The 12,340-nt window shown below is 44.5% G+C and carries 13 protein-coding genes; 11 read left to right on the top strand and 2 right to left on the bottom strand.

Annotation, left to right across the window (positions count from 1 at the left end; genetic code table 11):
• Positions 1–109 precede the first annotated feature (109 nt).
• From nadC to L5M28_RS17035, 10 genes are all read left to right on the top strand, one after another.
• Positions 110–991 carry a carboxylating nicotinate-nucleotide diphosphorylase gene (gene nadC, locus L5M28_RS17080; RefSeq protein WP_105250404.1) on the top strand — a complete coding sequence of 294 codons (882 nt, stop codon included), beginning with the start codon at positions 110–112 and terminating at the stop codon, positions 989–991.
• A gap of 748 nt (positions 992–1,739) precedes the next feature.
• Entirely contained in the window at positions 1,740–2,168 is a 429-nt protein-coding gene (locus L5M28_RS24150; RefSeq protein WP_317630021.1) for a prepilin-type N-terminal cleavage/methylation domain-containing protein, read from the top strand.
• 98 nt (positions 2,169–2,266) lie between these two features.
• On the top strand, positions 2,267–3,976 hold the full coding sequence (gene pilB / locus L5M28_RS17070) for a type IV-A pilus assembly ATPase PilB (RefSeq protein ID WP_263204062.1): 1,710 nt from the start codon (positions 2,267–2,269) through the stop codon (positions 3,974–3,976).
• Between the two features lie 53 nt (positions 3,977–4,029).
• The gene (locus L5M28_RS17065) at positions 4,030–5,301 is read left to right on the top strand and encodes a type II secretion system F family protein (RefSeq protein WP_263204061.1); all 1,272 of its coding nucleotides are present in this window, start codon (positions 4,030–4,032) and stop codon (positions 5,299–5,301) included.
• Between the two features lie 39 nt (positions 5,302–5,340).
• Positions 5,341–6,267 (top strand): prepilin peptidase, encoded by a 927-nt coding sequence (locus L5M28_RS17060; protein ID WP_263204059.1) that lies wholly within the window; start codon positions 5,341–5,343, stop codon positions 6,265–6,267.
• A 148-nt stretch (positions 6,268–6,415) separates the two neighbouring features.
• Positions 6,416–7,033 carry a dephospho-CoA kinase gene (coaE, locus tag L5M28_RS17055; RefSeq protein ID WP_263204056.1) on the top strand — a complete coding sequence of 206 codons (618 nt, stop codon included), beginning with the start codon at positions 6,416–6,418 and terminating at the stop codon, positions 7,031–7,033.
• Positions 7,026–7,760 carry a cell division protein ZapD gene (gene zapD, locus L5M28_RS17050; RefSeq protein ID WP_168825833.1) on the top strand — a complete coding sequence of 245 codons (735 nt, stop codon included), beginning with the start codon at positions 7,026–7,028 and terminating at the stop codon, positions 7,758–7,760. The genes coaE and zapD overlap by 8 nt, the downstream gene beginning before the upstream one ends.
• A gap of 73 nt (positions 7,761–7,833) precedes the next feature.
• Positions 7,834–8,043, top strand: a complete 210-nt coding sequence (gene yacG / locus L5M28_RS17045; RefSeq protein ID WP_263204054.1) for a DNA gyrase inhibitor YacG — start codon at positions 7,834–7,836, stop codon at positions 8,041–8,043.
• Positions 8,044–8,122: 79 nt separating this feature from the next.
• A complete protein-coding gene (gene mutT, locus L5M28_RS17040; protein ID WP_131523409.1) occupies positions 8,123–8,515 on the top strand; it encodes an 8-oxo-dGTP diphosphatase MutT in 393 nt (130 codons plus the stop codon).
• A 493-nt stretch (positions 8,516–9,008) separates the two neighbouring features.
• Positions 9,009–9,545 carry a thioredoxin family protein gene (locus L5M28_RS17035; protein ID WP_263204052.1) on the top strand — a complete coding sequence of 179 codons (537 nt, stop codon included), beginning with the start codon at positions 9,009–9,011 and terminating at the stop codon, positions 9,543–9,545.
• A gap of 66 nt (positions 9,546–9,611) precedes the next feature.
• Here the strand turns inward: L5M28_RS17035 and L5M28_RS17030 are convergent, their stop codons facing one another.
• Positions 9,612–10,538 carry an exopolyphosphatase gene (locus tag L5M28_RS17030; RefSeq protein ID WP_263204051.1) on the bottom strand — a complete coding sequence of 309 codons (927 nt, stop codon included), beginning with the start codon at positions 10,536–10,538 and terminating at the stop codon, positions 9,612–9,614.
• Positions 10,539–11,855, bottom strand: a complete 1,317-nt coding sequence (gene rhlB, locus L5M28_RS17025; protein ID WP_063884693.1) for an ATP-dependent RNA helicase RhlB — start codon at positions 11,853–11,855, stop codon at positions 10,539–10,541.
• 152 nt (positions 11,856–12,007) lie between these two features.
• On the opposite strand from rhlB, the gene trxA reads away from it, so the two are divergent.
• A complete protein-coding gene (trxA, locus tag L5M28_RS17020; RefSeq protein WP_105250415.1) occupies positions 12,008–12,334 on the top strand; it encodes a thioredoxin TrxA in 327 nt (108 codons plus the stop codon).
• Positions 12,335–12,340: the final 6 nt, after the last annotated feature.

The raw sequence follows: 12,340 nt of genomic DNA, 5'->3' as shown, positions 1-12,340 counted from the left end.
GGCTGCAGCTTACTCCTTTTGCTCAATCTTCCAACCTGTTCCGTGAGACCTAAGGCCGTGGTAATCTTAACCTAAAATGCAAGTAGGCCGTAATGCAAGGACTCCGCTTATGTTAGAAAACGATATCCGCCAATCAGTAAAATCAGCCCTCAGTGAAGACTTAGGTGGCACCGAAATCAACGATCAAACCAAAGCCATCGCTTATGGCGACATCACAGCAATGTTGATCCCCGCCGATAAGTACGCTGAAGCCACTTTAATCACCCGTGAAGAAGGCGTTTTTTGTGGTAAAGCATGGGCAGAGCAGGTTTTTAACCAACTCGGTGGTGAAGTCGCACTGCATTGGCATGTGGATGATGGCGATCTAGTATTACCCAACCAGCTATTATGTGAATTATCAGGTCCTGCGCGCGCTATTCTCACTGGCGAACGCACGGCAATGAACTTTATCCAAACACTTTCTGGCGTAGCTACCTTAACCAAACATTATGTCGATAAACTGGCAGGGACTCACACTCGTTTGTTGGATACTCGCAAGACAATTCCTGGCCTACGCACGGCACAAAAATATGCCGTCACCTGCGGCGGCGGAAAAAACCATCGTATTGGTTTATATGATGCTTTTTTGATTAAAGAAAACCACATTATGGCCTGTGGCGGTATTCGCCAAGCCGTAGATACCGCCCGCAGCTTGTACCCGAATAAACCCGTTGAAGTCGAAGTGGAGTCACTCGAAGAGCTCGCCTTAGCACTCGACTCTGGCACAGATATCATAATGTTAGATAACTTCGACATCACTAAGATGGTCGAAGCGGTTGAAATGAACAATCAATATAAAGCTAAAGGCGCCGGCGCTAAGCTCGAAGTCTCTGGTAATGTCACCTTAGATACCCTAGCCGAATTCGCCAAAACAGGGGTGGACTATATCTCAGTTGGCGCACTCACTAAGCATGTTCGCGCCTTAGATTTATCACTCAGATTAAAAGCTTAAAACCGCTGGATGTTAGCTGGTAGTGGAATGTTCTCGCAAAGTACCGTAAGCACATTCCACTCATAAAATATTAAGGCGAAATGCCTTTGTTTTGTAGGGTTCCTGCAAACCAAATGCGAAATCCTGCCTGCACTACCATACTCATCATTCACCCTCACGCCCCCCCAACCCGTCACCATTTCATGTCACCAATTTGACAACATAGAGACACACGCCAGCTAAACAGATATTGTCAAAAAGTTGTTATAACCTAATATGTCGATAAGTTAGCCTTTTATACAAAAACAACACTTTATTAGTACTTTATACTTAATTTTTGTTTCCTTTTACCTAACTTTGTACTAACTTTTACCAAGGCGAGATGGCCGTTTGGTCAACCTCACCTAAGGTCAGCACTGGGATTCTTTTTAAAATTGCCTAGTTCACGTTTTTTGAGAGGCATATTTTTGAAAACGTTAGCCTAAGGTGCGGTTGCCGAAATAATTTATTCAAACAAGCGCTAACCCAGCATTAACTTAGTGCTAATTTAGTAAAGCTGGCTTGGATAAATCAGCATGAGTCATTACACATGGGTCATTCAAGATCATCGGTGTACTGTTAATGTTACATAGATCATATAAATGATTTTATTAGCATAAATGAGTAAAAAAGTTTGACGAGTCGAAACAATTTATAGGGTAAAACAGCGGTTAGGTTAAACACTCTATTCAACCACAGTAAGTCACTAAATAGTTAGCTGGAGAGAAAAATGAAGGCCATGAATTTAAACACAGCATTAAATAAAAAAGCTCAGGGTTTTACTCTGATCGAACTGATGATCGTAGTTGCCATTATCGGTATCTTGGCTGCTATCGCATTACCAGCGTATAAAGATTACGTCACGTCTGCACAAGGTGGAGCTGCGATGAAAGGCATAACATCGTTCTCCACTAAGGTCCAAACTTGCATCACAACAGGTATTGGTTGTACTGGTATCAAAGATGAAGCATCCAAAAATACAAAATTTGGAACTGTTGCAGCAGATCCAGCTCAAGATGGAACATTTGAACTAAACTGGACTGAAGCAAAATGTGCACTTAAAGCAGAATATGATAAAGCTGGTGGAGTTAAATTTACAGTCACTAGCACTGATCCCGCTGACTTAGCACTTTGTAAGAAAGGCGCGAACATTTCTTAAACTGAACTTGGTATTAAGATTAAATTTGATTAAATTTTTAGAAAAGGGTAGATACAGCAATGAATTTACCCTTTTTTGTTTATGGGTAACTAAAAATTATGCCAACTTCAGGTCTTCATTTGGGTTTATCGACCCTGTTTATCCGAAAAGGTCTGCTAAATGAAGAGCAGATGGCTAATGCCATCACAAAATCCCGTCAGAATAAGCAAGCATTAGTCAGCACTTTAGTACAAAGTAAACTGGTTTCAGCCCGTGCTATTGCCGAGCTTTGCTATGAGGAATATGGCACCCCATTACTCGATCTCAATGAATTTGATCTTGCTTCCATTCCTGAGGACTTCCTCAATAAAAAACTGATTGAGAAACACCGCTGCTTACCCCTGTTTAAACGGGGTAATCGCCTCTATATAGGCACATCCGACCCGACCAATATCGCCGCTCTCGAAGATTTCCAATTTAGTGCCGGCCTCCACGCCGAAGCGATTCTGGTTGAAGAAGATAAATTGGCTAAAGCGCTAGAAAAAATCCTCGAAGTAGATATTAGTGGCCTAGATTTAGGTGGTATGGATGAAGCGGCTCTAGCCAATATTGAAATAACGGATACCGACAGACGCAATGAAGAGTCAACAGGTGAAAGTAGTGATGATGCGCCTATTGTTATCTATATCAATAAAATTCTAACCGATGCCATTCGTAAAGGAGCCTCGGATTTACACTTTGAACCCTATGAAAAGCGCTACCGCATTCGTTTTCGCATCGACGGTATTCTCCACGAAGTTTCCGAACCCCCTATTAGCCTTGCAAATCGTTTATCGGCGCGATTAAAGGTAATGTCGAAACTTGATATCGCCGAACGCCGCGTGCCACAAGACGGCCGAATCAAGATGAAACTTTCCCGCACTAAGTCCATCGACTTTCGGGTAAGCACTCTACCGACCTTATGGGGCGAAAAAATTGTAATGCGGATCTTGGATTCTTCCTCCGCACAATTGGGCATTGAAAAGCTCGGCTATGAGCCCGACCAAGAAAAACTCTATCTTGAGATGTTAGCAAAACCCCAAGGGATGATTTTAGTGACCGGCCCAACAGGCTCAGGTAAAACAGTCTCCCTCTATACAGGATTAAATATTCTCAATACCGAAGAGCGTAATATTTCTACCGCCGAAGATCCGGTAGAAATAAACCTTGAGGGTGTAAACCAAGTTCACATTAACTTAAAAGCCGGTCTCACTTTCGCCTCTGCTTTACGCTCATTCCTGCGCCAAGACCCCGATGTGGTGATGGTGGGCGAAATTCGCGATCTTGAAACCGCCGAAATTGCCATTAAAGCAGCACAAACGGGTCACTTAGTATTATCCACTCTACATACTAACTCGGCCGCCGAAACCTTGACTCGTTTAATCAATATGGGTGTACCAGGTTATAACATCGCCAGCTCAGTTAACCTGATTATTGCCCAGCGTTTGGCACGTCGACTTTGCCCCGAATGTAAGCAGGCTGAAATCATCCCCGAGCATGAACTATTACGTTTAGGTTTTGCCCAAGCACAAATTACCCAAGGTTTTACCACCTTTAAACCTGTGGGCTGCGAGCATTGCTCCGGCGGCTACAAAGGCCGAGTTGGTATTTACGAAGTGATGAAGATGTCCGATGAAATAGCGCGTACTATCATGGAAGGCGGTAACTCCTTACAAATCGCCTCCCAAGCTAAAGCGCAAGGGATGCGTGATTTACGGCAATCAGGATTATTGAAAGTAATTCATGGCGTAACTAGTATTGCAGAAGTCAATCGTGTAACCAGTTTTTAAGCGTAGAGCACTGCAAAGAGCGCCCTGCTTTTACAACCAAACAGAGATTATTTATGGCTACGGCAACAACAGTAAGAAAGTCTCGCGGCAAAAAAAACGAGCAAAAAAGCCAGCCCAAAATCTATACCTTCGAATGGAAAGGCGTAAATCGCGACGGCAAAAAAACGGCAGGAGAGCTTAGAGGTGCAACCGCAGCCGAAATCCGTAGCCAGCTTAAATCACAAGGAGTAAACCCTAAGAGCGTTCGTAAGCAGTCCTCTCCACTATTTAAATTAGGTGAAGCCAATATCACCCCTATGGATATTGCCATGATGACCCGTCAAGTCGCGACTATGTTGGCGGCAGGCGTTCCTTTGGTAACGACATTTGAACTACTCGGCCGTGGCCATGAAAAAGCTAAAATGCGGGAATTACTGGGTACTATTTTAACCGAAATTCAATCGGGTATTCCCTTATCCGATGCTATGCGCCCCCATAGACGTTACTTCGACGAACTATATGTAGACTTAGTCGCCGCGGGTGAGCATTCAGGTTCACTCGATTTGGTTTTTGATCGCGTAGCTACCTACAGAGAAAAAACGGAAGCGCTCAAATCAAAAATTAAAAAAGCCATGTTCTATCCAGCAGCGGTCGTCATAGTCGCGCTTTTAGTCACGACATTGTTATTACTCTTTGTCGTACCTCAATTCGAGGAAATTTTTAAGGGCTTTGGTGCAGAACTACCCGCCTTTACGCAACTGGTACTGCATATTTCCCGCGGCTTACAATCCTCTTGGTATATCTTTTTAGCCGCTATTGTCGGCGGCGTATTTTTGTTTGTACGCGCGCACCGAAACTCGCAAATGGTGCGAGATAGAGTCGATGAAGCCGTGCTTAAAATCCCCGCCATTGGACCGATTTTACACAAAGGTGCCATGGCTCGTTTCGCCCGCACCTTAGCGACCACATTTGCAGCAGGTGTGCCGTTAATTGATGGCTTAGAATCCGCCGCTGGCGCATCGGGTAATGCCGTCTATCGCAAAGCCATTTTAAAAATTCGTCAAGAAGTCATGGCGGGAATGCAGATGAATGTCGCTATGCAAACCACTGGGCTCTTCCCCGATATGTTAGTGCAGATGGTGATGATAGGCGAAGAATCCGGCTCACTAGATAACATGCTCAATAAAGTATCAACCATCTACGAAATGCAAGTCGATGATGCCGTCGATGGCTTATCAAGTCTGATAGAACCAATTATGATGGTGGTAATCGGCACTGTCGTAGGCGGGTTAATTGTTGCTATGTACTTACCTATCTTCCAGATGGGTAAAGTTGTTAGCGGCTAGTTTAATTTCTCATCCTCAAAATATAAATAAGAATATCAAATGTCAGAATTTATCTCCCTTTTGGGCCACTCTTTGGATCAGAGTCCTTGGCTCTTTATTACGCTAAGCTTTATTTTTGCCGCCACCATTGGTAGTTTTTTAAACGTGGTAATCCACAGATTTCCTGTGATGATGAAACGGGAGTGGCAGCAAGAATGTAATCAGTATTTACTGGAATACCACTCAGAGATAGTCACACAAATCGGTATTGATAAACTCAATACACCTATAGATAGCTTCCCCGAAAAATATAATCTTGTGGTGCCAGGCTCTGCTTGCCCTAAGTGCAAAACGGCGATTAAACCTTGGCATAATTTACCTGTATTCGGCTGGTTAATGCTCAAGGGAAAATGCGCCGCTTGTCACGCCCCCATTTCCGCCCGCTACCCAATAATTGAATTAATCACGGGGCTACTTGTTGCGACTTTAGCGTGGCACTTTGGTCCAAGCTGGCAATTTGCCTTTGCGAGCATACTGACATTTGTACTTATTGCCCTTACTGGTATCGATCTTGATGAGATGCTGCTGCCTGACCAAATGACGTTACCGTTACTTTGGCTCGGCTTGATCATCAATCTAAATCATACCTTTGCGAGTCCAACCGATGCCATTATCGGTGCGGCAGCTGGCTATTTAAGCTTATGGTCCATTTTTTGGCTATTTAAGATCCTCACTGGCAAGGAAGGCATGGGCTATGGGGACTTTAAACTGCTCGCCGTTTTCGGTGCTTGGCTCGGCTGGCAAATGCTGCCGCTGGTGATTTTGCTTTCGTCCCTCGTTGGCGCAGTGGTTGGCATCGCCATGATTGTCAGTAAACGCCTCAAGCAAGGTAATCCCATCCCATTTGGGCCTTATATTGCTGCCGCAGGCTGGATAGCCCTAATATGGGGTCAACCTATAGTGGATTGGTACTTAAGTACGTTATAGAACAGGCTTCAATTAAGGATAACGGAACGTTCGCAAGCTCACTCACTGAACGCTTCGCTTACCGTAAGGGCGAAGCCCGTTCCGTAGACTGTAAGGACGAAGTCCGTCCTAGCAGCGTAGCGTACTTCATAGCTTTTAAGAGAGTTTTATGTCCAAATTTATTGTTGGTTTAACGGGTGGGATTGGTAGCGGTAAAACGACTGTTGCCAATTTATTCGCCGCAGAAGGCATTACCTTAGTCGACGCCGATATCGTTGCCCGCGACGTTGTCGCTCAGGGTTCAAAAGGACTTGAGGCCATCGTTAGCCATTTTGGCATTGAGATTTTAACGCCTGAGGGTGAACTCGATCGCGCCAAACTGCGGCAACGGATATTTAGCCACCCTGAAGAACGTGAATGGTTAAACCAGCTATTGCACCCCATGATCCGTCAAGAAATGCTAGCACAGGTAGAAAAAGCAACCTCGGCCTATGTAATTATGGTCGTGCCCTTGCTATTTGAGAACGGGTTAGATAGGTTAGTCAATCGGACTTTAGTGGTGGATATTTCACCTGAGTTGCAAATCAGCCGCACCACAAAAAGGGACAATGTTGATGCATCTCAAGTAAATAACATCATTAACAGCCAATTGAGCCGCAGCGAAAAACTCGCCCGAGCCGACGACATTATTGATAATCAGGGAGAGATATCAACCTTAAAACGAGAGGTGCTAGCATTGCACCAACGCTATTTACAACTATCTGGTACTCATAACGCCCATGACTGAATTAGTTTACGAACAGCCCCTAAACGAGAAAATTCGCAGCTACTTGCGGCTCGAATACCTCGATAAACAGCTGCAAAGTAACCTAAGCAATGACCACCAACATAGATGTTTTTATCCGCTGTTTTCCCTCTGTGAATTATCTGAACGCTGCGATTATCGCAATGAAGTATTAAAAGATATTGAGCGGCACTTGCTGCAACTGAACAAATGGCAAGAATTAGATCACGTCGACCACCAGCAAATCAATATCTATATCAATGCCCTCACCCAAGCCCGCGAACCGTTACAAAAGCCTGAACGCTTCGGCAGCCAATTAAAACAAGACAAATTTATTTCCGCACTACGACAACGCTTCGGCATGCCAGGCGCTTGCTGTAACTTCGACCTACCACAACTGCATTATTGGCTATCTAAACCTTGGGAAGAAAAACAGCACGATTATCGCTCTTGGATAGCGCATTTCGAACCTTTGCTTACCCCGATCACGTTACTACTTCAACTGACTCGTAGCACGTCCAATTACGACAATGCCGTTGCCCACGCAGGCTTTTATCAAGGTGACAGTGCCCAAGCACTTGCTTTGGTAAGGGTTAAAGTCGATGCTTCCCACGGGTGTTATCCTACGATTAGCGGCCATAAAAACCGTTTCGCTATCCATTTTGTACAGTTTGAACAACAACGCCACTCCGACCGTTCAATTGATTTCTTACTGGCTACCTGTGCATGAAGCCTTTACACTAATGGCCTGAAAGACATTAGTATTGGCGGCCGCTTTATCGCCGTTAACCAAGAGAACAATTATGCCATTGACCGTTAACTGCCCTATCTGCAAAGCCCCTGTCGAGTGGGTGCCACAATCTACATTTAAACCTTTTTGCAGCGAGCGCTGTAAGCTCATCGATCTCGGCGATTGGGCGTCAGAAAAACACGTCATCCCAGTCAAAGCCGAATTTGATCCAGAAGCATTTGATGAATTTGATCTCGATGAAGGCGATTTTTTTAAAGAGTAATTTGTGGGTTTATACACGAATCACTCAGCTCAAGCCTTTAATGCGCTTACTTTTACCCACTCATTAATCGATAAATATTATGACTAAACGCATCCATGTTGCTGTCGGCATTATTACTAACTCGGCCGGTGAAATTCTGTTGGCAAAACGCCCAGATCATTTACATCAAGGTGGGAAATGGGAATTTCCTGGCGGTAAAGTTGAGACTGGCGAAACAGTCACTCAGGCATTGATCCGTGAACTCAAAGAGGAAGTCGCGCTCAATGTCACTGATAGTCAGCCATTTATGGCGTTGAGTTTCGACTATCCCGATAAACAAGTGCTACTCGATATCCATTCAGTCACAGAATTTAACGGCACAGCTCAAGGCCTTGAAGGTCAGCTTATCGCTTGGGTCACTAAAACCGACTTAACCAATTACGACTTCCCAGAAGCTAATAAGCCTATTCTTGAAAAAATTCTGGCTCAGTAATCAAGCAATTTACCTTATCCTCTCAATGTGTTCTGTCCCCGAATCACGATTCGGGGATGAACTTTTTCAATGCCTTAACTCCGAAAAACATGTAATTATGTGATCGTTAAGCTTACATACCCAAACCACCTGAAGATGCAGGATTCAGCGGGAATTTAACGCACTTTAGGCAAGGCGGTTATTTGCAGACCTAGCGGGCTAAGTTAAAAATAACCAACACAGCATAAAGTGCGTTAAAACACGCCGGGACGGAGCGCCTAGGGCACTCCACTTCCGTGTTGCATCAATTCAAAAGGTGGCCGACATTCTGTCATTGATGCGCCTTGAATTGAAGCACCCTAGGCGCTCTGAAACTCGTATCTTCAGGTAGCTTGGGTATAGATATTAGCAATGCGTGATCTTGCTTGCAGCAAATCAATTAATCGCTTTAATCGTATCCAGAATAATGTTTGAATCGAATTTCATTCTTTCTCTTCGATTTCGAGGGCGCATCATGCACAATAACGTTAAGGCATTCCTAGCCACTACCGCCTTATTTTTTAGTTGTCAGGTACTAGCCAATGGTGGCTGTGGATTTGAAGAACAACAACAGGGTTTAATTGCGACCTGCAGTGAGGAGAAACAAGAAGTGATTTTAACTGGCATAGTAGAAGCACAACATTTAGTCACAGATCTCAATGAGTTTACCGAAGGGTATAAAACCTATCAAGTCGATACCACTGCAATCACCCCGCTTAAAAGCATCGCTGAACCTACAGAAATTGTAGTGATCATTGGTACTTGGTGCCCAGATTGTCACCGGGAAACCCCGCGCTTTATCCGTATTATGGAAGAAGTCGCTAATCCCAATATTAAAGTGACCTATATTGGTGTCGACAGAACGAAAAAAGATCCCGAAGGCTTAGCTGCAAAATACGACTTTACCCGTATACCAACCTTTATTGTACTGCAACAAGGTAAAGAAGTTGGCCGCATCGTAGAGCGTCCAACGGTTTCCTTAGAAAAAGATCTCGCCGATTTATTGAAATAATCGCCACAGTACAAACAATAAAGGCCGCATCGCGGCCTTTAGTTTTTATCATGTTATAATAAAATATTAGCTGACTTCGTCAATAATCCGCTGAGCTAACATCACTAAAACACCTTCACGTAATGCGCCGCCAGATAAGGCTAAATGCTCGATCCCCAGCAACTCAAACAAAGCCAATAGAATAGCGACACCCGCAGCAAAAGTCGGTGCCCGCTCGCTACAAAGCCCAGCAATCCCCGTTAAGCCAATGTCTTCTTGGGCGAGAATTTCAGCCTTCAGCTGAGTGAGCACATCGAGCGTTATCGTCTCAGATAAGCCACGGTGAAGCAGGACTTCAACCACAGATTGCACCGCGCCAGAGGCACCAACAACACAATGCCAACCTAAATCGCGCAGGGTTTGTCTATGCTCTGCTAATGCGATTAGTACTTGCTGCTTAGCATCATCGAAATCTAACTGCTGCAGCGGCAAACTGCTGAAAAATTGGCGATTATAAGTCACACTACCAAAGGGCAAACTGGTTTTGAACAACACTTGATGCCCATCGCCAATGATAAACTCTGTACTCGCCCCACCGATATCAATAACTAAGCGACGGCCTTGACCACAAGTGGTCGCCACCATACCTTGATAGATAAGCTCTGCTTCACGCATACCAGAGATAATTTCGATCGGATGACCTAAGAGTGGCAATGCACGCTGATTAAACTCATCAGCATTGCTAATACTGCGAAGAGTTGCAGTTGCAATCACAGCAACATGGTTTGCTTCAATCTTATGTTGCACCAACATCTGGGCAAACATACTCAAACAGTCGAGGCCGCGCTGCATGACATCGGGGCTTAATTTGCCATCGTTGCCTATGCCTTCGGCGAGCCTCACCTTGCGTTTATATTTCGCAATAATATGCGGCTGACCACCACGCGTTTTGGCGATCAGCATATTAAAACTATTTGAGCCTAATGTTATAGCGGCATAAGCGGGTGTTGGCATTTACGAATGTCTACGTGTCCTATCATGACGAGGAGGGCGAGCACCACTGCGTTGAGCACCTGGGCGGCTTGCCCCTGAACGATCACGCAAGTTTCGAGTGCCGCTAGGGTGTTTACGGTGGATCTTCGCTGGCGTAGGAATATCGGCCAGTAAAGCTTCACTATCGTAGTTACTTACTGGAATCGAATGATTGATGTAGCTTTCGATTGCCGGCAAGTTCAGTGCGTACTCTTCACAGGCAAAGCTTATCGACATGCCTTTGTTACCCGCACGACCCGTACGACCGATTCGGTGAACATAGTCTTCGCAATCATCTGGTAAATCATAGTTATACACGTGTGAAACGTCAGAAATATGTAAACCACGAGCCGCTACATCGGTAGCAACCAATATATCTAATTGACCACTGGTAAATTGCTCAAGGATACGAATACGCTTTTTCTGTGGCACATCACCCGTTAATAAACCCACACGATGTCCGTCACCTTCAAGCCAAGACCAAAGCGTTTCACAACTATGCTTAGTGTTGGAGAAAACGATGGCTTTTTCTGGCCAATCTTCTTCAATCAAGGTCAACAGCAAACGCATCTTCTCTTCTTGGGAAGGATAGAAGATTTCTTCTTTGATGTTTTTGGAGGTTTTTTCTTCGGGGGCGATTTCAACTTTAACGGGCTCATTCATATGATCATAAGCCAGCTCTTGTACTTTCATGGACAAGGTTGCCGAAAATAACATATTAAGACGTTGATTTGCCTCAGGCATGCGTCTAAATAAGAAGCGGATATCTTTAATAAAACCAAGATCAAACATACGATCGGCTTCATCAAGTACCACAGCCTGAATTGAATTCAAGCCAATAATACCTTGGCGAACGTAGTCGATAATTCGACCTGTTGTACCAATCAAGATATCAACACCTTGATCTAATACTTTACGCTGCACATCGTAACTTTCACCGCCATAAACAATACCCACCTTTAAGTGCGTGTGCTTAGCGAGTAAAATCGCATCTTTGGCAATCTGAATCGCCAGTTCGCGAGTCGGGGCCATAATGATGGCGCGGGGCTGATTAATCAGTCGACCTTCAGGTATGGGAGTCGATAATAAATGATTAAACGTGGCGACCAAAAAGGCCATTGTCTTACCAGTGCCCGTTTGTGCTTGGCCTGCGATATCTTTTGATTGGAGTAATACAGGCAGTGATAACGCCTGGATCGGCGTACAAAATTCGAAGCCGTTCTCGGCAAGGGCCTGTTTAACCTCAGGATGTAGAGGTAGGTCGGCAAACCTTTGGGTAGATAGATGTGTTTCGCTCATAGCGCAAGCTTACCTGTTGAGGTTGCAATAAGATACTCGATCGTTTGAAATAGCCACATTGTAAAAAGGTAACTTGAAAAGCTATTTTTCAGCCCCAATATACATGGTAAGCCATTAACAAACCAGCAATGGCACCCAAACTGGAGAACATCATGAGCGATAAAATTATATACCTGAGTGACGACAGCTTCGAAAACGACGTATTAAAGTCTGATTTGCCAGTATTGGTAGACTTCTGGGCCGAGTGGTGTGGTCCTTGTAAAATGATCGCTCCAATTTTAGACGATGTGTCTGAAGAATATGCAGGTCGCTTGACTATCGCTAAATTAAACGTTGACCAAAACAATGTTTCTCCAGCGAAATATGGCGTTCGTGGCATCCCAACTTTACTGCTATTCAAGAACGGCGAATTAGCCGCGACTAAAGTTGGCGCACTCTCAAAAACGCAATTGAAAGAGTTTATTGACGCTCAAATCTAATTTGAC

The organism is Shewanella sp. SW32, from assembly GCF_025653365.1.
Taxonomy (GTDB): Bacteria; Pseudomonadota; Gammaproteobacteria; order Enterobacterales; family Shewanellaceae; genus Shewanella; species Shewanella oncorhynchi.
This window is presented reverse-complemented; position numbering and strand designations above follow the sequence as displayed.